Below are 19,429 nucleotides of genomic sequence, written 5' to 3'. Positions count from 1 at the left end.
AACTGCTTTCGTGAGGTATTGCCGGTGAGTGCACTTGAGAAACTGAGGGGGACGGGCGTGCCGGACGTACCTTTCTACCAATCCCTGGGCAATGAAGAGGTAATGTTCGAACAGGCCTGGCGGCATGGCATGCCGGTGCTGATCAAGGGCCCGACCGGCTGCGGCAAGACCCGTTTCGTGCAGTACATGGCGCACCGCCTCGGTCTGCCGCTGTACACGGTGGCCTGCCATGACGATTTGTCCGCCACCGACCTGGTGGGTCGCCACCTGATCGGCGCCGACGGCACCTGGTGGCAGGACGGCCCGCTGACCCGCGCTGTGCGCGAGGGCGGCATCTGTTACCTGGACGAGGTGGTCGAAGCGCGCCAGGACACCGCCGTGGTGCTGCACCCGCTGGCAGATGATCGCCGCGAGCTGTTCATCGAGCGCACCGGCGAGCAGTTGCAGGCTCCGCCCGGCTTCATGCTGGTGGTGTCCTACAACCCCGGCTACCAGAATCTGCTCAAGGGCATGAAACCCAGTACGCGCCAGCGTTTCGTCGCCTTACGCTTCGATTACCCGCCCGCTGACGAAGAAACGCGCATTGTCGCCAATGAGGCTGGCGTGGATCACGCGTTGGCGGCCCAGGTGGTCAAGCTCGGCCAGGCGCTGCGTCGGCTGGAACAGCACGACCTGGAAGAGGTGGCCTCGACCCGCTTGCTGATTTTTACCGCACGGATGATCCGCGCCGGCATGAGTCCCCGCGAAGCGTGCCTGGCCTGCCTGGCCGAGCCGCTGTCGGACGATGTGCAGACCGTGGCGGCGCTGATGGATGTGGTTGATGTCCACTTCGAGTGAGACGTTTGCCAGGGTCGAACGGCGCGTGCCGGGCGATCTGGCGATGTGGATCTTCATCTTTGCCGAACTGGCGGTGTTCGGCATTTTGATTCTCGCCTTCGCGACCACCCAGGCGCTGAATCCCGAGCTTTTCGCGCAGAGCCGTCAGGCGCTGGACAACTCCACCGGCTTGGCGCTGACCCTGAGCCTGCTCACCTCCGGCCTGCTCGCCGCACTGGCGGTGGAGCAGGTACGGGGCGGTGAGCAGGGGCGGGGAGGCTGGTTGCTGCTGGCGGCTCTGGTCTCGGCCTGCGTCTACGTGGTGCTCAAGCTGGGCGAGTACGGCCATTTGGCCGGCCTTGGCCTGGACCTGGAGTACAACACCTTCTTCACCCTGTACTGGATTCTGACCGGGTTTCATTTCCTGCACGTGCTGCTGGGCATGCTGATACTCGGCTACATGGCCAACCGCTGCCGGCTGCGCGCCTATGGGCCGGGCGCGTGCAGCGGGCTGGAATCGGGCGTGCTGTATTGGCACATGGTCGATCTGGTCTGGGTGCTGCTGTTCCCGCTGGTTTACGTGCTGGGCTGAGGAGGCTGTGATGTCCGCATCGATCACCCTGATCCTGTGTTGGATAGGGCTGGCTGTACTCTCGGTGGGCACCGTGGTGCTCGGCAACGCGGGCATGTCGCTGACGCTGGCCGGCGCGGTGCTGGCGGTGGCCTTCGGCAAGGCTTGGCTGATCACCGACGGCTTCATGGAGCTGCGTCACGCACCTTTGCGCTGGCGGGGATTGCTGCTCAGCTGGCCGCTGGTGATGGTCGTCGGTGTGCTGCTGGCGCTGGTGCTTTAAGCGGGCGGGAAACGCGGTGGACGAGCAAAGCGTCGTCCACCTTGCCGCTGTATTTACGGCGGGGAAACCAGGCTGGTAACGTCGATGCGCAGGTGTTGCTGGATACGTGCTTCGTCCAGTGCATACAACTCATCGATAAAGGCCACCGCGAACGAGCCCGGCGCCGCGTGACGTTCGGCGGCGAGTTTGCCGGCGATGGCGAAGCTGGCGTGGGCGGCAACGGTGGCCACCAGCGGCTCGGCGACCGCCTGGTACGCCGCGACCAGCGCGCCGAGGGCGCAGCCGGTGGCGGTGACCCGTGGCTGCAGGCAACTGCCGCCGTAGACGCGGATCAACGTCGGCCGCTCTTCGTAGTGACCGACCAGATGATCCACCGCCCCCGAAGCGCCGACGGTGCGGCAATGGCGGAGCAGTTCCAGTGCCGCCGGCACCGCGGATTCCGGTTCATCGGAGCTGTCCATGCCGCGGGCGCCGCTGCCAAGTCCAGAGAGGCCTTTGATTTCCGAAGGATTGCCGCGAATGGTGGTGGGGCGATGTTGCAGCAGTTCCAGCGCAATCGCGCCACGCCAGGGCAGGCCGCCGGCACCGATCGGGTCAAGCACCCAGGGTTTGCCTGCCTGCTGCGCCGCGGCCGCGGCTAGGCGCATCGATTCGACCTGGCTGTCGGTGGGCGTGCCCAAGTTGATCAGCAAGGCATCGGCAACGCCGGCAAACAGCCCGGCTTCCTGGGTGTTGTCGACCATGGCCGGCGAGGCGCCTGCGGCTAGGAGAATATTGGCCATGTAGTTGCTCGACACCACATTGGTAATGCATTGCACCAGTGGCGTGCGCGCCTGCAAGGCGCCATGCGCCTGGATTACCGCATTGTGCAGCACTTCTGCCGCCTGCCTGTTGCTACCAGCCATCTCACGCTCCCATCAGCGATTTTTTGCGAAGAGGGCACAGCATACGCGCAGATGGGGCGCAAGCGAGTGGCGAAATGAAGGGCGAAATGCCCGTTTGGACGACGCTCCGCACGATGTTGTCGGGGCTAATTCATTCGTCGGCACTGAGGCTGCCGGCACCTGCGTTGATGCGATTCGCTATGAAGCCAAGGCCCTTGCGTATGTCGCCGCTGCGGCATGGTTTGAACGTGATACGTCAGGCGAATGAATTCGCCCCTACAGCCCCGGGCCCGCACGCATCAGCCGGCCTTGAGCACCCGCGTGGATGCTCCTACCCGCCTTCGTGTTGCCGGGCAGCCCGCCGTTTGCCTGACACGCCGCTGGCGGGCTGCTTGGGAGGGTGTGCTTTCAGCAAAGGTCCTGCGGCGGGCGAGGCCGCCCAACACTAGTGTTACGCCCACGGCCCTTCGTTAATGGACCTTGAGCACCAGTTTGCCGAAGTTCTCACCTCTGAACAGCTTCAGCAGGGTGTCGGGGAAGTTCTCCAAGCCCTCGACGATATCCTCGCGGCTTTTCAGCTCGCCGCTGGCCAGCCAGCCACCCATTTCCTGCAGGGCCTTGGGGAACTGCGCCGCGTGGTCCATGACCACGAAGCCTTCCATGCGCGCGCGGTTGACCAGCAGCGACAGGTAGTTGCTCGGGCCTTTGACGGCCTCCTTGTTGTTGTACTGGCTGATCGCGCCGCAGATCACCACTCGCGCCTTGAAGTTGAGGCGGGTCAGCACGGCGTCGAGGATGTCGCCGCCGACGTTGTCAAAATACACATCCACGCCCTTGGGACAGGTGCGCTTGAGGCCTGCCGCCATGTCTTCGTGCTTGTAGTCGATGGTCGCGTCGAAACCCAGTTCATCGACCAGGTAGCGGCATTTTTCCTCACCGCCGGCGATGCCCACCACGCGGCAGCCTTTCAGCTTAGCGATTTGCCCGGCAATGCTGCCCACCGCGCCGGCGGCGCCTGAAATTACTACGGTTTCGCCAGCCTCGGGGGTGCCGACCTCCAGCAGGGCGAAGTAGGCGGTCATGCCGGTCATGCCCAGGGCCGACAGGTACAGCGGCAGCGGCGCGCGTTGGGGGTCGACCTTGTAAAAACCCTTGGGCTCGCCGAGGAAATAATCCTGGACGCCCAGCGCGCCGTTGACGAAATCGCCCACCGCGAACTGCGGATGCCGCGAGGCGATCACTTCGCCCACGCCCAGGGCGCGCATCACCTCGTCTATGGCCACCGGCGGAATATAGGATTTGCTGTCGTTCATCCAGCCGCGCATGGCCGGGTCGATGGACAGGTAACGCACGCGCACCAGTACCTGGCCTTCATCGGGCTCGCCCAGCGGGGCTTCAAGGTAACGGAAGGTGTCATCGGTCGGCAGGCCGACAGGACGCTGGGCCAGGCGGAACTGGCGATTGATCGTTGCGGACATGGGAGCTCCTCGGCCATGGGGGAAACAAGGTGATAGCCGGGATTGGTGTAGCGGGCAAGCCTGAGCCATGGGCGGAATGCCGGAGCATGGCCTGCGGTGATGGTAGTGATGTAGCGCAACGCAGCTCCCACACGGAGTTTGCGTGCGGGGGCTGGGCGGGGGTTAACGCCTAGGCCAGGGTGCCGTCGCGGAAGTCGCGCAGTGCCTGTTCGATTTCTTCGCGGCTGTTCATCACGAACGGGCCATATTGCACGATGGGTTCATTGAGCGGCTTGCCGGCAATCAACAGCACCCGCGCGCCGTCGCGACTCGACAGGTGCACATCGCCCTGTTCGCTCAGACGCGCCAATTGACCTGTAGCGATGTCGCGCTCGGCCAACTGCACATTGCCCTCGTAGACATACAGCATCACGCGGTGGCCATCGGGCACTTGCGGTGCGACCTGCCCACCGGCGGACAGATGCAGATCGAAGATCTGTGGTTCGGTGTGCGGACGCTGTACGGCGCCATCCTGATGAACCGCGTCAGTCGCGAACCGACCGGCAATGACCTTGACTTGGGTGCCATCGGCCAGCATCAGGTGAGGAATCTCGGCCGGCGTGAAATCGCGATAACCGGGCTCGCCCAGTTTGTCTTGGGCCGCCAGGTTGAGCCACAGCTGGAAGCCGCGCATCACGCCCTGTTCCTGTTGCGGCATTTCGCTGTGGATCACCCCGCGCGCGGCGGTCATCCATTGCACGCCGCCGCTTTCCAGCAAGCCGACGTTACCCATGTGGTCTTCGTGCTTCATGCGGCCTTCGAGCATGTAGGTGATGGTCTCGAAGCCGCGATGGGGATGGGCGGGGAAACCCGCTACGTAATCGTCAGGGTTGGCCGAGCCGAATTCGTCGAGCATGAGGAAAGGGTCGAAACGCTCCAGGCCCGGGCCGCCAATAATGCGGATCAGTTGAACGCCGGCGCCGTCGGAGGTGGGTCGACCGGTGTCGAGGGAAACAATCGTACGCATGGAAAACTACCTCGCTGCAATTGAGTTCAGGGTAAGCGAGAACCATCGCCTCATGGTTGCGATGTTTGCGCCATTACCATCGACTCATTCGATTGATCCGCCGGGACCCGGCATCGCAGGCTGCGCCACAAGGCGCCACACAGCAGCAGGCTGACCAGCGCCCAGCCCAGCGCCTGGGTGTTAGTCAGGCCTTCCTGGTACAGCTGCGGCACAATGCCGGCGCCAACCAGAAAACACAGTAGGGCGGTTTCACGGCGTCTGGCCGGCACCGGGCGGCACAGGTACACCACGGCCGGCAGCAGCAGGGACGCGTTGGGAAAGCTGCGGTAGCGGGCATCAAAGACCAGGCCGAGCATCAGCACCGCAGCGGCAAATCCGCTGGCGAGCAGCCACATGCCGGCGTGTTGTTCCAGCCAGGTAAACAGCCGGCCACGCCAGTCCTGCGGCTGGGTGATAGCCAGGGCGCCATGGGCCAGCACGATCAGGTTCAGCCCGAGCAACACAGCCGCCCAAAGCCACTCGCCGGCGAAGCGGCTGATGGCCACAGCCTGTTCCACATGCAGCAGGCAGCAGGCACTGCCCAGGGCGGCAAGCGCCGGCAGCGACCAGGCATCACGCGGCGTGGCGGGGCGCCCGGCCAGCCCCAGGACGGCACCGAACAGCACCAGCGACAGGCCGAACCAAGCAGGCCAGGTCGGCAGGTTGGACGCTGCTCCGGTGAACACCCCCTTGTCGCGGCGGTCGGCATCGAACAAGCCCCAATAGCCACCGACTGCGCCTTCGCTGGCGCGTTTCCAGGGCTGGTCGAAGGCTTCAATCAGGTTGTACTGCCAGCCATGGCTTTCCGACAGCTGCACGAAACCGCGCATGAAGCGCGCCTGATTGATCAGGCTGGGCACGGCGGTTTCACGCTGGCGACCGGCGCTGGGCCAGCCGGTCTCACCGATCAGGATGTCTTTGGGGGCGAAACGTGTACCGAATTGCTGGCGAATCGCACCGACATGTTCGAGGGCCTGGTCAATGCCGGCGGGATCGTCCTCCCAGTAGGGGAGCAGGTGAATGGTGAGGAAATCCACCGCCGGGGCGATTTCCGGATGGGCGAGCCAGAACTCCCAGACGTCGGCATAGGTGACGGGTTGTGGAACGGCTTCTTTGACTTGGCCAATCAGCCCGGCCAGCCGCTGGGCGGTAACTTCCCGGCGCAACAGGGTTTCGTTGCCGACGATAACCGCCTGTACGATGTCCGCATGGGCCGTGGCGGCCCTGATCAACAGGTCGATTTCCGCCGCGGTATCCACCGGGTCGGCATTTACCCAGGCGCCGAGCAGTAGCTTCAGGCCATGCTTGCGGGCCAGGTCGGGAATGGCCTCCAGACCGGTCATTGAATAGGTGCGCACGCACTCGAAGCGGCTGGCGAGCAGGGCCAGGTCGGCATCCATTTGCGCCGGGCGCAGGATGAAAGGTTCGTCGAAGGGCGATTGATCCTTGCCGAAGGGGCTATAGGACACACATTGCAGCTTATGGCTGGCGCTGGCTACGTCGGGCAGCTTCACGGAGCGGCCCAGCCCGGCCCAGAGGCCGAGCAGCGCAAGCGCAAAGAGCAGGCAGACGAGGATGTGGCGGGTAGCGGTCATGAGAGAAACTGCTAGAAAATGAGTTGCTTCAGCGTAGCTGAGCCAGGCACCCAAGTTTGGCGCGCGAAGGTTCCGGTTGTCCTGTGTGATTCAGGAAAAAAGGAAAAGCATTCCTAAATCAATCGCTTACGATTCGACTGACTAAGACTAAGGTCGTCTTCTCTCAGTTGAGCATGGCTTTACAGTTCGCGCACCAGATCACACTGGCCAGGAATAAAAAAATAAGATGTATCTGCACGACCCAAGCTCCATGCGAACCGAATACAGCGCAGGCCGCGCGAGCCGGATGGCCAAACGCAGCCGCTTCGCCTGGGGGCTTACTCTGCTTCTGAGTAGTCTTTATCTGATCTTTCTGCTTTTGATTGCTTCCGAATCGGAGCTGCTCAGCGCTTCGAACCCCCTCAGTCCCCTCATTTGGGGGCTGGGTCTGATGCTGCTTATCACCTCTTTTGTCCTGGCTGGTCTCTATTTCAAGCGTGCCAGTCAGGATTTTGAAAGCATGAACGCCGAACTGCGTTCGCATCCGGAAGCCACTGCAGAGACGCAGCCCAAACAAGACCTTTTAATGCCTGATCCGCGGAAATAACGCGATACCAGAGGCTTCATATCAGGGAGCTGGTATGTCGGGGTTGGTTCTTCAGGAGCCGACTACTGGGCAGGGAAAGAGTCAATCAACGTTGAATCGCGCCTTACAAGTAAAAAAAAGCTGCCAGCCACACTTTTTGCTGAGTCAAGGTGTGGTTGAGCGCAACGTGTAGTAAAGGAGAGTAATAAGTGAAAGACGTAGTAGCGGAGGTGCTCAAGCACCCTAAATATCAGGAACTGGTGCGGCGGCGCACCAAGGTGAGCATGGCGTTTTTCGCTGTGACCCTGATTATTTATTCAGGCTTTATCCTGACCATGGCTTATCTGCCCGAGGTATTCGCTGAGCCTCTGGGCGCGAATTGGACGATGAGTGTGGGCTTGTTCGTTGGCTTGATGGTGGTATGCAGTGCGGTGTTCCTGATCGCCTTGTATACGTATTTCTCGAATAAGGTGTTTGATCCTTTGCTCGAAGCGATTGTTAGGGACGTAGAATGAAGAAGTTTCTACTGAGTGCTGTGCTCCTGGCGTTGGCCTCACCGGCAGCATTTGCTGCAGAAGGCCAGGGCGCCAATACCAGTGCCATCGTCATGTTCCTCGTGTTCATTGCAGGAACCATGGTAATTACCTGGTGGGCTGCGCGTAAAACGCAAACCACTTCCGACTTCTACACCGCAGGCGGTGGCATTACCGGTTTCCAGAACGGTCTGGCCATTGCGGGTGACTATATTTCCGCAGCCTCGTTCCTGGGCATTGCGGGCATGGTGTATGTCTCCGGTTACTACGGTGTGATTTACGCCATCGGCTTCCTGTTTGGTTGGCCGGTCGTAATGTTCCTGGTGGCTGAGCGCCTGCGTAACCTGGGTCGCTTCAACTTCGCCGACGTGACAGCGTTTCGCCTCGAGCAAACGCCCATGCGTGTACTGGCGGCCAGTGCCTCGCTGACCATCATCGCGCTGTACCTGATTGCCCAGATGGTGGGTGCCGGTAAGCTGATCGTGCTGCTGTTCGGTCTCGAATACAAAGTTTCCGTGGTGATCATCGGCGCGCTGATGATGATTTACGTGTTTTTTGGCGGCATGACGGCCACCACTTGGGTACAGATCATCAAGGCGATCCTGATGCTGGCCGGCGGTACCTTGCTGTCCATATTGGTACTGTATCAGTTCGGCTTCAGCCCGGATGCCCTACTGGCCGAAGCGGTCAATGTGCACCCCTACGCTGAAAAACTGATGGCGCCGGGCGACGCCGTGAGCAGCAACCCGCTCAACGCGCTGTCCCTGGGTCTGGCCCTGGCCTTCGGTACTGCCGGTCTGCCGCACATCCTGATGCGCTTCTTCACCGTGTCCAGCGCCAAGGAAGCCCGTAAATCCGTGATCTGGGCGAGCAGCTTCATCGGCTACTTCTACGTCCTGACCTTCATCATCGGCTTCGGCGCGATTGCCCTGCTGGTTCGTCATCCGGAGTTCTTCAACGTCGGTGCCGACGGCAGCTTCGATATGCTGAAAGACTTGATCGGTGGCACCAACATGGCGGCGGTACACCTGTCCAACGCCGTGGGTGGCAGCCTGCTGCTGGGCTTCCTGGCTGCTGTGACCTTCGCCACCATCGTGGCCGTGGTCGCCGGTCTGGCCCTGGCTGGCGCCGCCGCCATCGCCCACGACCTGTATGCCAACGTGATTGCTCGCGGTCGTGCGACCGAGCAGCAGGAAATGCGTATCTCCAAGATCTCCACCTTGGTGCTGGGCGTCCTGGCCATCCTGCTGGGTATCGTCTTCGAGAACCAGAACGTGGCGTTCATGGTGGGTCTGGCGTTCGCCATCGCGGCGAGCGCCAACTTCCCGGTGCTGGTGTTGTCCATCTCCTGGCGCGGCTGCACCACCCGTGGTGCGACCATCGGCGGCTTCTTCGGCCTGTTCATCGCCACCCTGTGGGTGTTGCTGAGCAAGACCGTATGGGTCGACGTGTTTGGTAACGCCGAAGCCATCGTGCCGTTCCCGAACCCGGGTATCTTCTCCATCCCGCTGGCCTTCTTCGCGATCTGGTTCTTCTCGGTTACCGATAAGTCCGCCCGTGCTGACAAAGAGCGTGATGCGTTCGATGCCCTCACGGTTCGCAGCCAGACCGGTATCGGTCGCAGCGGTGCAGTTGATCACTAATTGATCGTGTAACACGAAAAGGCAGCCTTCAGGCTGCCTTTTTCGTTTGGCAAGGTTGGTTCGGGTTATGTATCCAGCCGGCTGAAAACTAAACGCTTTGCCACAACGGATTATTCGCAAACGCCTCGGCCAGGTAGTCGATCATCACCCGCACCTTGGCCGGCGGGCGACGCTCCTGCGGGTAGACCGCATAAATCCCACCCAGTGAATAGGTGGGATGATCGAGTTCAAGGGCAACCAGCTCACCGCGTTTGAGCGCCTCCGAGACGATGAAGTCCGGTTGGTAGATCAGGCCTTGACCACCCACGGCAGCGGCCAGCAGGGCATCGCCATTGTTGGCAGCAAGATCGCCATGGATCGCCACGCGCACACTGCCGTCGCGGCCGAATGCCCATTCCTTGCCCCCGCCCCAGGACGACAGGGTGTAGCCCAGGCAATTGTGCTGGGCCAGCTCCGCCACCCGCCGGGGGATGCCGCGCTGATCGAGATAGCTTGGGGCCGCACAGACCATCTCCGCACAATCGCCGAGCTTGCGCGCCTGCAGCGGACTGTCGGCCAGCCGGCCGATGCGGATCGCCAGGTCCCAGCCGCCATCAAGCAGGTCGACGACGCTGTCGGTCAGCCCCAGCTCGATCTTCAGTGCCGGATGTTTGTGGCTGAACGCCGGTAGCAGTGGGGCGATGAAGCGGCTGCCGAATGACAGCGGGATGTTCATGCGCAGCAACCCGCGGGCATCGACCCGTTGCGACGCGGCGCTGGCTTCGGCTTCATCGATTTCCGGCAGGATGCGCAGGCAAGCTTCCAGATAATCACTGCCCGCTTCGGTCAGGCTCAGGCGGCGCGTGGTGCGGTGCAGTAGCTTGACACCCAGATGCGTCTCCAGAGCGTCCATATGCTTGGTAGCCATGGCCGGCGACATGCCCATTTGCCGGCCCGCCGCGGAGAGGCTGCCAGCGCTGACGGCGCGCACGAAAACGCGCATGCCCGTGACGCGATCAAGCATTTGATTTCTCACTAGTAGTAGGAAGTGAAAGCTGTATTGGGCGGATTATCAATGTAAATGATTCAAGCGATACTTACTGCATTCAATTAAACCGTGCGGAGAGTTCAGCATGAGTGCTATCAGCAATACCCGTATGCCCACCCTGTTCGTGCCCCATGGCGCGGGCCCCTGCTTCTTCATGGACTGGAACCCGCCCACCGCCTGGAACAAGATGGGCGACTTTTTGAAAAACGTGGCGTCGAGTCTGCCGGCTCGCCCCACGGCCATCGTGTTGGTTTCGGGCCATTGGCTGGAGCCGGCATTCAGCGTGACCAGCGGCCCGCAACCGGAGCTGATCTACGACTACTACGGCTTTCCAGAGCACACCTACGAGCTGCGCTATCCGTCTCCCGGCGAACCGCAACTGGCGGCGCGCATTACTGAACTGCTCGGTGAGGCGCACCTGCCGGCCGAACAGAATCCCACGCGTGGGTATGACCACGGCATGTTTATTCCGCTGAAACTGATGTTCCCCGACGCCGAAATTCCGGTGGTGCAACTGTCTTTGCGCCATGACCTGGACCCACAGGCGCACCTGGATGCCGGTCGCGCACTGGCCTCGCTGCGCGACGAAGGCGTGTTGATCGTTGGCAGCGGCATGAGCTTCCACAACATGCGTGGTTACGGCGACCCGCGTTTCGGGCCGATTTCCGATGAGTTCGACGCCTGGCTGGTAGAGGCTGTCCAATCTGCACCGCAACAACGCGAACACGCCCTGGCCAACTGGGCCCAGGCACCTTCGGCCCGTCTGTGCCATCCGCCGCGCGCCGAGGAGCACCTGTTGCCGCTGATGCTGGCGGCCGGCGCGGCGGGTGAGGACGCTGGCCAGCGCATCTTTACCGACCGAGTGATGGAAACCACGCTGTCGGCTTTCCGTTTCGGCTAGCAGGCCGCCTAAAAAACGGCCTGCTCACTCTCTAGAGGACTTTCCCATGATCATTAACCTTTCCGGCAAAACCGCCATCGTCACCGGCTCTACCGGCGGCATTGGCCTGGCCGTCGCCAAGGGGCTGGCGGATGCCGGCGCTACCGTGGTCATCAGCGGTCGCCACCAAGAACGCGTCGATGCCACATTAGCCGCGCTGCGGGGCACGCAAGCCGGTGCGCTGGCCCGTGGCGTGGTGGCCGATCTGGGCACGGCTGCCGGTTGCCAGGCACTGATCGAGGCTGAACCTCAGGCCGATATCCTGATCAACAACCTGGGCATTTATGCGGTGAAGCCGTTCTTGGACATCAGCGATGCGGATTGGGAAGAAATCTTCCAGGTCAACGTAATGAGCGGCGTGCGTCTGGCCCGTCACTATGCGCCGGGCATGCAAGCGCGCGGCTGGGGACGGATTCAGTTCATCTCCAGCGAGTCCGCCCTGAATATTCCCGGTGAAATGGTCCACTACGGCGTTAGCAAGGCGGCCCTGCAAGGCCTCTCCCGTGGCCTGGCCAAGGTGCTGGCCGGCAGCGGCGTGACCGTCAATACCGTCCTGCCGGGGCCGACCCGGACGGAGGGGGCTGTCGCCTTTATCGGCAAAATGGCCCAGGAACGCGGAGTGAGCGCAACGGAGATGGAGGCGTTGTTCCTCGCCGAAAATCGCCCGTCGAGCCTGATTCGCCGCTTCGCCACGCCCGAGGAAGTGGCCAACCTGTGCGTCTACGCAGCGTCCCCTCAGGCCAGTGCCACCACCGGTGCTGCCTTGCGGGTCGAAGGCGGTATCGTCGAAAGCATTGCCTGACCCATCATTATCCTTGCCGCGCACTAGCCGGTGGGGCTGATTCACAGGAGGTTCATCATGTTGGTTTCTACTGCTCAGATCGTCACGGACAATCCGCAACGATTGATCAGGCGGCTGTGCAAGCACTGGAGTCACAAGTTTCCGGTCAGCTTCGACGAGCAACAGGGGGAGATTGAACTCAGCCTGGGGCATTGCCTGCTCAAGGCGCAGGAGGGTGGACTGCAGGTGCGTTTGCAAGCTGCTGAGGATGAGCAGATCCTGCGCCTGCAAACAGTGGTCGGCGATCACTTGCAACGCATGGCTGCCGTACCGCTGCCCGAATTTACCTGGAATCGGCAGGCGTCTTGATTCCGCATCACTATCAGGAAAATCACTCATGAATGACTCAGCACATCGTTATGGCGGTATGACCCGCCTTCTGCATTGGGCGATGGCCCTGCTGATCGTGTGGCAGTTTCTCAAACTGGGCGACCGCATCAGCGACGGCGAACACTGGATCGGCCAGACCCTCGTACCCTGGCATATTTCCATCGGGGCCGTGCTGCTGGTGTTGATTGTGCTGCGCCTGCTCTGGGCGCTGGGTCAACGGCAACAACGCCCGCAGCATGTCGGGCCGACCGCGCTGCTTGTCAAGGCCGGTCATGGTCTGCTGTACGCGAGCATGCTGCTGATGCCGATCACCGGCATTCTGCTAATGCTCGGCAACGGCTATGGGCTTAAGGTGTTTGGCATGCAACTGGCCGCCAAGACCGGCGTGGAAACCGGCTGGATGATCAGCCTGGGTAGCCTCCATTCGCCGCTGGCCTGGTTGTTCGTCGCCCTAGTACTGGGTCACATTACGGCTGCGCTGTTCCACCACTTCGTCAAGAAGGACGACACGCTCAAGCGCATGGCAGGCTGAAGCTTCTGCTCTACGCAAAACAGCACCTGTGGGTGCTGTTTTGCGTTTAGGCCAGGCGTGAGTCTCGATTGATGACTTCCTGCACAGTCGAGCTCAACCGAATGGCGTCCTGTGCTTGAAGGTGACAGCAACCCTCAGGAAGAGCGCAAGGTGCGCTTGGCCACCAGCGCAAGCAGGGCGGCCAGGACAAAACAAATCAGGGACAGGTAGACGATGCCGTTGATGCCGGCCTCCGGAAAGCGAGTCAAGAGAATGCCGCCAACCCAGGTGGCGATCATGATCGAGAAGTTGAACACGCTCGACTGCACCGAGGTGGCCACGTCCTTGGCTTTCTCGATCTGCTTGCTGACAGCGGTCTGATACATCGTCACCAGTGGGCCAAACGCCAGACCCCAGAGGAAAAACGCCACATGCGAGATGCCGGCTGACCCTTGGAAGATGAGGAACAGGGCCATGGAGATGCCGCCGCCGGCGAGCATGGACACGATCAGCGGGCGCAGATACGCATCGATGATTTTCGCGGACACGATGACGGAAATGACCGAGCCGATGCCAAAGATCAACAGGGCCAGCTCGATGCCGCCTGCGAAGTCGAACATTTCCACCAGTAACGTGATATAGGTGTAGATGCCGTAGTGGGCGGTGACCCCGAGGAAGGTCAGCAGCAGCACGATCAGAATCGAGGGCTGTTTCAGCACTGCCAGGGGCGAGTTGGCCTTGCTGAGCTTTTCGCCTTCCACTGCGGGCAGGTGAAAATACGCCAGCACGGCGATGGCGGCGACGCTCAGCCCCAGGACCATGAATGCGCTCCGCCAGCCGAACGCGATGCCGATCATCGTCATGACAGGCAGGCCGATGCTGATGCCCAGGGTATTGCCCGACATGATCACCGTGATGGCCTTGCCGTGCATGTTCTCGGGTACCAGGCGCGTGCCGTAGGCGGCGATCATTGGCCACATCACACCCGCACAAATACCGCCGACGATGCGGCTGGCAATGATGACCGAGTAGGAAGACGCCAGCGCGACGATGATATTAGAGGCGGCGAAGCCGATCAGCAGCACCAGTAGCAGTTGCTTGCGGTTGACCGCCAGGGTTGCGCTGACCAGCGGAATGGCGCACAGGGCAGAAGCCAGCGCGTAGACACCGACCAGGAAGCCGACCTGGGGTTCGGAGACGCCCAGGCCTTCGCTCATTTGCGGCAAAAGTCCAGACGGCACCAGCTCAGATAAAAGGCCGACGAAGGTGACACTGGCCATCAGGCCAAAGACAAACCATGAGATTTCCCGCCCTGGGACGGAGTGGTTGGTTGCGGACACGCTTGCTCCCTTTTTGGACATCGACAGGGTTCTTTTTGAATCGAACCGCGAACCTTATCACTGGCTTGAAGCGCGGGGGGTGCTGAAACTGCGCATGCCTGTCTCATCGCAACGGGCGAGGCCGCCTACGAATTCAGCGCGACCTCCAGTATCTGTCCAGGCGCAGAAAATGATTTCTTGTAGGTAAATGCTTCTAGCGCAGGTCCGTTGGCCCGTAAAAGACTCAACTTTTGCGCGGCTTCCTCAATGGATGGAATGTGGCCGGCCGGCACCCACCACAGCACCATGTGCGCTTCATGCATTTTTTGAAACCACTCCTTCTTGCGGCGCAAGATCTCCACGTGTGCAGAGTGGTAAACGTAAGTGTTCAGGGCTTCTATGGAGCGCCACACTGACAGGTTGACGATGTAATCAGCACCGAAGAAGTCGATGCCGGTGGCGTCTCCTTCCTCGGTTTGCAAGCGCCAGACAAACCCCGGTGCTTCATCCGCCAGTGCGTTGATCCTGTCCAGGTTGTCTACGAATTCTGACAGTGGCGGTGAATCAATTGGTGCCAGCAGTTTGGCAATGTTGAGTTGGGCAATGTGGTGAGAGCTCACACGATCTTCCTTGAAAAAAATCGTTTGGTTATGCAGCTGGCTAAAAGCAAACGATTTCTTAATGGGTTATTTTCTAGGTACGGTAACTCTAAACGCGCAGGGCAGTAGCGCTTCGCAATCTACGAAGTCTTGCGATAGATAAGCTAGCGGCTCAAACGCTGGGTAGGTACCCCACACTGTGGCTAGCTCTTCACGACCGACGCATACCAGTCCGCATACGGGGTGTTCTTGGCCAGATGGCGATTGAAGTCCTTAGCGCCGTCGGTCCACCAGACCGGGCCACGCTCACCCAGGGCAATCTTGAGGTGGTCGACGGCTGCTCTTGCCCTGGCGAGAGCGTGGGGATCCCCGCTTCGTTTGGCAGCCTTTACCGCACGACGCGCATCCATGAGTGCGCGAACAAGCTGCAGGTGTCGCTCCGGCGAGAGATTCGGATTAGCGGTGCGCCAGAGCCGTCCGCGGACGACGATGTAACGCTGATCGGGAGTGAGAAGCGGTTTCACAACCTGACGACTCCCTATCGACAGTTAATCGACGCCGCGTGTGCACGGCAATCACTGCGACCTCAGTCGTTCTGCACGACACTGATTTGCCCATCAACTTCCAGGATGGCCTGTTTCACATGGGCGATGTCGGCAATGCCTTGCTTGCGAAGGTTGGCGGTCAGCTCCTGCTCGGTCAGTTTTTCCTTGCGCAGGTTTTCCCGCAGGAGCACGCCGTGGTGAATCAGCAGAGTTGGGGAGTCCTGCGCGATGCCGCGAAACCGGGGGAAGTAGTACTCCGCCAGGTTGAACAGGTAGTCCCACAGGACGATGACCGCAATCATCAGGAGAAGGTCCAGCAGCGTGTGGGCTTCCCCTGTTATGGCGTCGGCGGCCAGGCTGCCGATGATGACCAGGGCAATCATGTCGTTGGGTGCAATGGTTCCTGCCTGCCGCTTGGGTATCAGCCGGAACACCAGTGCAATGGTGAAATAGACCGTGGTCCCGCGGGCGACGATCTCCCAAAGCGGTGTTACGAACAGGTAGGTTTCACCCATCGCTAAAACACTCCTCAGTGCGCTAACCGCGAGCGCTCCAAGCAATGCTTGAGCGCACGCGGGGGCTCGACTTAACTTGCCGTCGCTAGATCATGCCCAGTAGCACGAGCACCAGCAGGACAACCAGTACCGCGCCGATGATGCCCGAGGGGCCGTAACCCCAGCTGCGCGAGTGGGGGAAGACGGGCAAGCCGCCGATCAACAGCAGGATCAGGATGATGATCAGAATGGTGCTGACGCTCATGGTCGAGCTCCCTCAGTAAGGTCTTGGTGCGAGGCCCGCTCAGACGGCTGCGGGAAACGATGAGGGCGGGCAGGAAATCCTCACTCGCCTCGTTTATTCCGACCATGGCAATGGATAAAAGTCCTGGCCGATCAATATGGCCGCTCTCTGCCGCGGGTTTGTCGGGGCCATTCAGCGCTCTGATGGTGCAGGCGCCACGCAGGCGTCTGGTTACACTTGGGCATCGACCCACAACAACTAAAGGCGAGCGCAATGAACAACCGCATGATGATCACCGGCGCGGGCTCCGGTCTGGGCCGTGAAATTGCACTGCGCTGGGCCCGTGAGGGCTGGCAATTGGCGCTGGGTGATGTCAATCAGGCCGGTCTTGAAGAGACCTTGGCCTTGGTACGCGAAGCGGGCGGCGACGGCTTTGTGCAGCGCTGCGATGTGCGCGACTACAGTCAGCTGACGGCCTTCGCCGAGGTGTGCGAGGCGCGGCTCGGCGGCATTGATGTGTTGGTCAACAATGCCGGCGTGGCCTCCGGCGGCTTCTTCGCCGAGCTGAGCCTGGAGGATTGGGACTGGCAGCTGTCGATCAACCTGATGGGTGTGGTCAAGGGCTGCAAGGCGTTCCTGCCGTTGCTGGAGCGCAGCCAGGGACGAATTATCAATATCGCGTCCATGGCCGCCTTGATGCAGGCGCCGGCAATGAGCAATTACAACGTCGCCAAAGCTGGCGTGGTGGCGTTGTCGGAGAGTCTATTGGTGGAACTCAAGCCGCTGAGCATCGACGTGCACGTGGTCTGCCCGTCGTTTTTCCAGACCAACCTGCTGGATTCCTTTCGCGGTCCTGATCCGAAGATGAAGGCCCAGGTCGGCAGGCTGCTGGAAAGCTCGCCCATCAGCGCGGCGGAGATTGCCGAATACATCTACCGGCACGTTGCCCAAGGCACGTTCATGATCCTGCCCCATGAACTGGGCCGCTTCGCCTGGAAGGTCAAGCAACAGAATCCGCAGGCAATCTATGACGAAATGATCACCATGACCGAGAAAATGCGCGCCAAGGCGCGCGGCTGATTTCCAGCGTTGACTGATGCTTCATAACGTAGCGAACGACTGGCCGGGCAAACCCTCAAAGCAGGTGAGATCCAACCCTTGGGAATCTGGGAGGTGCTTATGAGCGTTTTGCCGCAATTCGATATTCGGGGTCAGGGAGGCGATCGCGACAACGAGGACGTTGAGCGCGGCCCGGAAACCGGACAGCCACTGGAGGATGCCGACGAGCCGGAAGTCCTGCCTGACGACCCGGACATCGCCATCACTGAAACGGACATTCCCAGCGGGGTCGATCGGGCCAACGTGAACGTCGAGGATCTGCCCGGCGCTGACGAGGGCGAGATTCCGCGTACGCGCAACGAGGATGGCGAACGCGAGGAAGTCAGTCCGGGCTAGCCAGCCCGCTTGTTCGCTCAGGGGAGGCTGGGGTAGGGTGGCGAGCTGTACATCTCGTGGACTTTTCCGGTGAATCCAGCCTCCCGCCTTACCTTGCTGGTGGCGCTGGTACTTGCGGCCATCAACCTGCGCCCAGGCATCACGTCACTCGCTCCTCTGATCGAACGCATCGCCGATGAACTGGCGCTGAGTCGCGGGTTGATCAGTCTCACCACCGCCTTGCCGGTGTTGTGTATGGGCTTGCTGGCGCCTGTGGCGCCGCGCTTGGCACAGCGCTTCGGGCTGGAACGCACCATCGCCGTATGTCTGGCATTGATTGGCGTTGCGCTGCTGCTGCGCCTGGCGGGGCAGGTTGCGGCACTGTTGATCGGCAGCGCCGTGCTGCTCGGTGCCGGCATTGCTGTGGCGGGTCCGCTGATGTCGGGTTTCATCAAGCGGCATTTCACCACGGGCATGGGTGGTGCAATCGGCTGGTACTCCTTGAGCATGGCGCTGGGAGGTGCCGGTGGTGCGGTGCTGACCTTGCCGGTGGTGCAGACTTTTAATGGCAACTGGACATTGGGGCTGGCTGCCTGGGCCTTGCCGGCTTTGCTCGCCTTGGTGTTCTGGCTGCGCCTGCCCAACCGTTCGGAACCGGTGGGTGTCGCTGGGGGCCTGCCGTGGCGCGAGCCGCGTGCGTGGCTGATTACTGTGTTTTTTGCCCTGCAGGCGGGGCTGTTCTATTCCCTGGCTACCTGGCTGGTGGCCCGCTATCAGGAGGCCGGACTGGGTGAGCTGCGCAGCAACGCACTGTTCAGCCTGTTCATGCTGATCGGGTTACCCTGCTCTTTCCTGGTGCCCTGGCTGGCCCAGCGTATCAGCCGGCAACTGCTGCTGTGCGTGTCGGCAATGCTGGCCAGCACCAGTCTGATCATGATTACTGTGGCGCCCCAACTGTGGCCGGAAGTGTGGGCCATCACCCTGGGCATGGGGCTGACCGGCTCCTTCGCCCTGGCCTTAATCCTGCCCATGTATGAGGTGCAGTCACCGCTTGAGGTCAGCCGCTGGACAGCCATGATGCTGTGCGCGGGTTACTGCATGGCGTGCGTGACGCCAAGCCTGACCGGCCTGGTGCGCGATTACGGCGGCACCTGGCAATGGCCGTTCGCGTTGCTGAGTCTGTTTGCGCTGTCGATGATCTTCTTGGCATTGCTGATGCGACCACGGCGCTAAGCAGCGGCCAGCGTTTTTTTCCCTCTCAGGCTGTGATAGAAGATGGCCAGTCTTTCAGGGAGCGCGCGCGTGGAATCCGAATCTATCGTCTATGGCTGCATACGCAGCTGGGCGGCCAGTGATCCGCGTGAGGGCGGGGAGCAGCACGCGCATAACCTGCAGGTGCTGGACGACTTGCCGGAAGGACTGTGGAGCTTTCTAGGTCGTGAGATGTTTTCCTGCTGTGAGCTGCCCGGTGCTGGGCGTTATCTCACGCCGGTGATCCATTTCGGCGCCAGTTATCCCGGCGTTCAGTACGAATGGAACCTGTGGGTCAAACAGTTCGAGGCGTTGCTCAAGCGCCTGTACTGGTCCAGCGCGGTCGTGCACCTGGAAACCGAGCTCAACGGCAGTCACACCTTCCGCTGGGAAACCGACAATGGCCTGCACAGCCCCCATGAAGGCGAATTGCGCATGCGCTGCGCCTGGGAGCATGAGAGTAGCGTGCGGCTCTAGGGGC

24 protein-coding genes are annotated in these 19,429 nt (G+C 61.3%); 14 read left to right on the top strand and 10 right to left on the bottom strand.

The annotated features are described in order from the left end of the window. The first annotated feature begins 102 nt into the window (after positions 1 to 102). Genes H9642_RS10375 through H9642_RS10365 form a run of 3 tightly spaced genes read left to right on the top strand, consistent with a single transcriptional unit; the run spans position 103 to position 1,670 of the window. Positions 103 to 837 carry a CbbQ/NirQ/NorQ/GpvN family protein gene (locus H9642_RS10375; protein WP_251836429.1) on the top strand — a complete coding sequence of 245 codons (735 nt, stop codon included), beginning with the start codon at positions 103 to 105 and terminating at the stop codon, positions 835 to 837. Then, a complete protein-coding gene (locus H9642_RS10370) occupies positions 821 to 1,408 on the top strand; it encodes a cytochrome c oxidase subunit 3 family protein (protein ID WP_251836367.1) in 588 nt (195 codons plus the stop codon). Before H9642_RS10375 ends, H9642_RS10370 begins: the two co-directional genes overlap by 17 nt. Before the next feature lie 10 nt (positions 1,409 to 1,418). After that, the gene (locus H9642_RS10365) at positions 1,419 to 1,670 is read left to right on the top strand and encodes a cytochrome C oxidase subunit IV family protein (protein WP_251836366.1); all 252 of its coding nucleotides are present in this window, start codon (positions 1,419 to 1,421) and stop codon (positions 1,668 to 1,670) included. Positions 1,671 to 1,723: 53 nt separating this feature from the next. On the opposite strand, the gene thiM is transcribed toward H9642_RS10365, so the two are convergent. From thiM to H9642_RS10345, 4 genes are all read right to left on the bottom strand, one after another. Then, positions 1,724 to 2,575 carry a hydroxyethylthiazole kinase gene (gene thiM, locus H9642_RS10360; protein WP_251836365.1) on the bottom strand — a complete coding sequence of 284 codons (852 nt, stop codon included), beginning with the start codon at positions 2,573 to 2,575 and terminating at the stop codon, positions 1,724 to 1,726. Between the two features lie 449 nt (positions 2,576 to 3,024). Beyond that, positions 3,025 to 4,032 (bottom strand): NADP-dependent oxidoreductase, encoded by a 1,008-nt coding sequence (locus H9642_RS10355; RefSeq protein WP_251836364.1) that lies wholly within the window; start codon positions 4,030 to 4,032, stop codon positions 3,025 to 3,027. 169 nt (positions 4,033 to 4,201) lie between these two features. Further along, on the bottom strand, positions 4,202 to 5,038 hold the full coding sequence (locus H9642_RS10350; protein ID WP_251836363.1) for a pirin family protein: 837 nt from the start codon (positions 5,036 to 5,038) through the stop codon (positions 4,202 to 4,204). Positions 5,039 to 5,088: 50 nt separating this feature from the next. Beyond that, the gene (locus H9642_RS10345; RefSeq protein ID WP_251836362.1) at positions 5,089 to 6,672 is read right to left on the bottom strand and encodes a glycoside hydrolase family 17 protein; all 1,584 of its coding nucleotides are present in this window, start codon (positions 6,670 to 6,672) and stop codon (positions 5,089 to 5,091) included. A 226-nt stretch (positions 6,673 to 6,898) separates the two neighbouring features. Between H9642_RS10345 and H9642_RS10340 the strand changes: the two genes are divergently transcribed. From H9642_RS10340 to actP, 3 genes are all read left to right on the top strand, one after another. Next, positions 6,899 to 7,258, top strand: a complete 360-nt coding sequence (locus tag H9642_RS10340) for a DUF485 domain-containing protein (protein WP_251836361.1) — start codon at positions 6,899 to 6,901, stop codon at positions 7,256 to 7,258. A 188-nt stretch (positions 7,259 to 7,446) separates the two neighbouring features. Continuing rightward, the gene (locus H9642_RS10335; protein ID WP_251836360.1) at positions 7,447 to 7,752 is read left to right on the top strand and encodes a DUF485 domain-containing protein; all 306 of its coding nucleotides are present in this window, start codon (positions 7,447 to 7,449) and stop codon (positions 7,750 to 7,752) included. Continuing rightward, positions 7,749 to 9,413, top strand: coding sequence for a cation/acetate symporter ActP (gene actP / locus H9642_RS10330; RefSeq protein WP_251836359.1), 1,665 nt, complete (start codon positions 7,749 to 7,751; stop codon positions 9,411 to 9,413). Before H9642_RS10335 ends, actP begins: the two co-directional genes overlap by 4 nt. Positions 9,414 to 9,501: 88 nt before the next feature. Here the strand turns inward: actP and H9642_RS10325 are convergent, their stop codons facing one another. Continuing rightward, positions 9,502 to 10,416 (bottom strand): LysR family transcriptional regulator, encoded by a 915-nt coding sequence (locus H9642_RS10325; RefSeq protein ID WP_251836358.1) that lies wholly within the window; start codon positions 10,414 to 10,416, stop codon positions 9,502 to 9,504. 109 nt (positions 10,417 to 10,525) lie between these two features. Here H9642_RS10325 and H9642_RS10320 point away from each other — a divergent pair, with 109 nt between their 5' ends. The 4 genes from H9642_RS10320 to H9642_RS10305 are packed head-to-tail and all read left to right on the top strand — an operon-like array spanning position 10,526 to position 13,083. Next, a complete protein-coding gene (locus H9642_RS10320) occupies positions 10,526 to 11,341 on the top strand; it encodes a DODA-type extradiol aromatic ring-opening family dioxygenase (RefSeq protein WP_251836357.1) in 816 nt (271 codons plus the stop codon). 46 nt (positions 11,342 to 11,387) lie between these two features. Beyond that, on the top strand, positions 11,388 to 12,182 hold the full coding sequence (locus H9642_RS10315; RefSeq protein WP_251836356.1) for an SDR family NAD(P)-dependent oxidoreductase: 795 nt from the start codon (positions 11,388 to 11,390) through the stop codon (positions 12,180 to 12,182). Between the two features lie 57 nt (positions 12,183 to 12,239). Beyond that, complete coding sequence (locus tag H9642_RS10310) at positions 12,240 to 12,530, top strand: DUF2218 domain-containing protein (protein ID WP_251836355.1); 291 nt, start codon at positions 12,240 to 12,242, stop codon at positions 12,528 to 12,530. 28 nt (positions 12,531 to 12,558) lie between these two features. Continuing rightward, positions 12,559 to 13,083: a cytochrome b gene (locus tag H9642_RS10305; protein ID WP_251836354.1), complete on the top strand. Its 525-nt coding sequence runs from the start codon at positions 12,559 to 12,561 to the stop codon at positions 13,081 to 13,083. A gap of 134 nt (positions 13,084 to 13,217) precedes the next feature. Here the strand turns inward: H9642_RS10305 and H9642_RS10300 are convergent, their stop codons facing one another. From H9642_RS10300 to H9642_RS10280, 5 genes are all read right to left on the bottom strand, one after another. After that, on the bottom strand, positions 13,218 to 14,402 hold the full coding sequence (locus tag H9642_RS10300) for an MFS transporter (protein WP_251836353.1): 1,185 nt from the start codon (positions 14,400 to 14,402) through the stop codon (positions 13,218 to 13,220). Positions 14,403 to 14,527: 125 nt separating this feature from the next. Further along, complete coding sequence (locus H9642_RS10295; protein ID WP_251836352.1) at positions 14,528 to 15,001, bottom strand: DUF3291 domain-containing protein; 474 nt, start codon at positions 14,999 to 15,001, stop codon at positions 14,528 to 14,530. A gap of 182 nt (positions 15,002 to 15,183) precedes the next feature. Then, positions 15,184 to 15,504, bottom strand: a complete 321-nt coding sequence (locus H9642_RS10290; RefSeq protein WP_251836351.1) for a hypothetical protein — start codon at positions 15,502 to 15,504, stop codon at positions 15,184 to 15,186. A gap of 62 nt (positions 15,505 to 15,566) precedes the next feature. Further along, positions 15,567 to 16,040 (bottom strand): DUF421 domain-containing protein, encoded by a 474-nt coding sequence (locus H9642_RS10285; protein ID WP_251836350.1) that lies wholly within the window; start codon positions 16,038 to 16,040, stop codon positions 15,567 to 15,569. An 85-nt stretch (positions 16,041 to 16,125) separates the two neighbouring features. Further along, positions 16,126 to 16,284 (bottom strand): DUF3309 family protein, encoded by a 159-nt coding sequence (locus H9642_RS10280; protein ID WP_251836349.1) that lies wholly within the window; start codon positions 16,282 to 16,284, stop codon positions 16,126 to 16,128. Between the two features lie 252 nt (positions 16,285 to 16,536). Here H9642_RS10280 and H9642_RS10275 point away from each other — a divergent pair, with 252 nt between their 5' ends. From H9642_RS10275 to H9642_RS10260, 4 genes are all read left to right on the top strand, one after another. Next, positions 16,537 to 17,343 carry an SDR family oxidoreductase gene (locus H9642_RS10275; RefSeq protein WP_251836348.1) on the top strand — a complete coding sequence of 269 codons (807 nt, stop codon included), beginning with the start codon at positions 16,537 to 16,539 and terminating at the stop codon, positions 17,341 to 17,343. Between the two features lie 99 nt (positions 17,344 to 17,442). Continuing rightward, a complete protein-coding gene (locus H9642_RS10270; RefSeq protein ID WP_251836347.1) occupies positions 17,443 to 17,718 on the top strand; it encodes a hypothetical protein in 276 nt (91 codons plus the stop codon). Positions 17,719 to 17,787: 69 nt separating this feature from the next. After that, positions 17,788 to 18,930, top strand: coding sequence for an MFS transporter (locus H9642_RS10265; RefSeq protein WP_251836346.1), 1,143 nt, complete (start codon positions 17,788 to 17,790; stop codon positions 18,928 to 18,930). Between the two features lie 69 nt (positions 18,931 to 18,999). After that, positions 19,000 to 19,425 carry a hypothetical protein gene (locus H9642_RS10260; protein WP_251836345.1) on the top strand — a complete coding sequence of 142 codons (426 nt, stop codon included), beginning with the start codon at positions 19,000 to 19,002 and terminating at the stop codon, positions 19,423 to 19,425. Positions 19,426 to 19,429: the final 4 nt, after the last annotated feature.

The sequence above is a fragment of the Serpens gallinarum genome, from assembly GCF_014836765.1.
In the GTDB taxonomy this organism is placed as follows: Bacteria; Pseudomonadota; Gammaproteobacteria; order Pseudomonadales; family Pseudomonadaceae; genus Serpens; species Serpens gallinarum.
Note: the sequence above shows the minus strand (reverse complement) of the source record. Positions and strands in the feature narration are given on the sequence as shown.

Coding starts and splice junctions, on each gene's coding strand:
- H9642_RS10370 (WP_251836367.1), top strand. CDS start 821: ATGTCCACTTCGAGTGAGACGTTTGCCAGGGTCGAACGGCGCGTGCCG.
- H9642_RS10345 (WP_251836362.1), bottom strand. CDS start 6,672: ATGACCGCTACCCGCCACATCCTCGTCTGCCTGCTCTTTGCGCTTGCG.
- H9642_RS10375 (WP_251836429.1), top strand. CDS start 103: ATGTTCGAACAGGCCTGGCGGCATGGCATGCCGGTGCTGATCAAGGGC.
- H9642_RS10320 (WP_251836357.1), top strand. CDS start 10,526: ATGAGTGCTATCAGCAATACCCGTATGCCCACCCTGTTCGTGCCCCAT.
- H9642_RS10280 (WP_251836349.1), bottom strand. CDS start 16,284: ATGAGCGTCAGCACCATTCTGATCATCATCCTGATCCTGCTGTTGATC.
- H9642_RS10270 (WP_251836347.1), top strand. CDS start 17,443: ATGAGCGTTTTGCCGCAATTCGATATTCGGGGTCAGGGAGGCGATCGC.
- H9642_RS10325 (WP_251836358.1), bottom strand. CDS start 10,416: ATGCTTGATCGCGTCACGGGCATGCGCGTTTTCGTGCGCGCCGTCAGC.
- H9642_RS10305 (WP_251836354.1), top strand. CDS start 12,559: ATGAATGACTCAGCACATCGTTATGGCGGTATGACCCGCCTTCTGCAT.
- H9642_RS10340 (WP_251836361.1), top strand. CDS start 6,899: ATGTATCTGCACGACCCAAGCTCCATGCGAACCGAATACAGCGCAGGC.
- H9642_RS10275 (WP_251836348.1), top strand. CDS start 16,537: ATGAACAACCGCATGATGATCACCGGCGCGGGCTCCGGTCTGGGCCGT.
- H9642_RS10355 (WP_251836364.1), bottom strand. CDS start 4,032: ATGTCCGCAACGATCAATCGCCAGTTCCGCCTGGCCCAGCGTCCTGTC.
- H9642_RS10285 (WP_251836350.1), bottom strand. CDS start 16,040: ATGGGTGAAACCTACCTGTTCGTAACACCGCTTTGGGAGATCGTCGCC.
- thiM (WP_251836365.1), bottom strand. CDS start 2,575: ATGGCTGGTAGCAACAGGCAGGCGGCAGAAGTGCTGCACAATGCGGTA.
- H9642_RS10350 (WP_251836363.1), bottom strand. CDS start 5,038: ATGCGTACGATTGTTTCCCTCGACACCGGTCGACCCACCTCCGACGGC.
- H9642_RS10365 (WP_251836366.1), top strand. CDS start 1,419: ATGTCCGCATCGATCACCCTGATCCTGTGTTGGATAGGGCTGGCTGTA.
- actP (WP_251836359.1), top strand. CDS start 7,749: ATGAAGAAGTTTCTACTGAGTGCTGTGCTCCTGGCGTTGGCCTCACCG.
- H9642_RS10310 (WP_251836355.1), top strand. CDS start 12,240: ATGTTGGTTTCTACTGCTCAGATCGTCACGGACAATCCGCAACGATTG.
- H9642_RS10315 (WP_251836356.1), top strand. CDS start 11,388: ATGATCATTAACCTTTCCGGCAAAACCGCCATCGTCACCGGCTCTACC.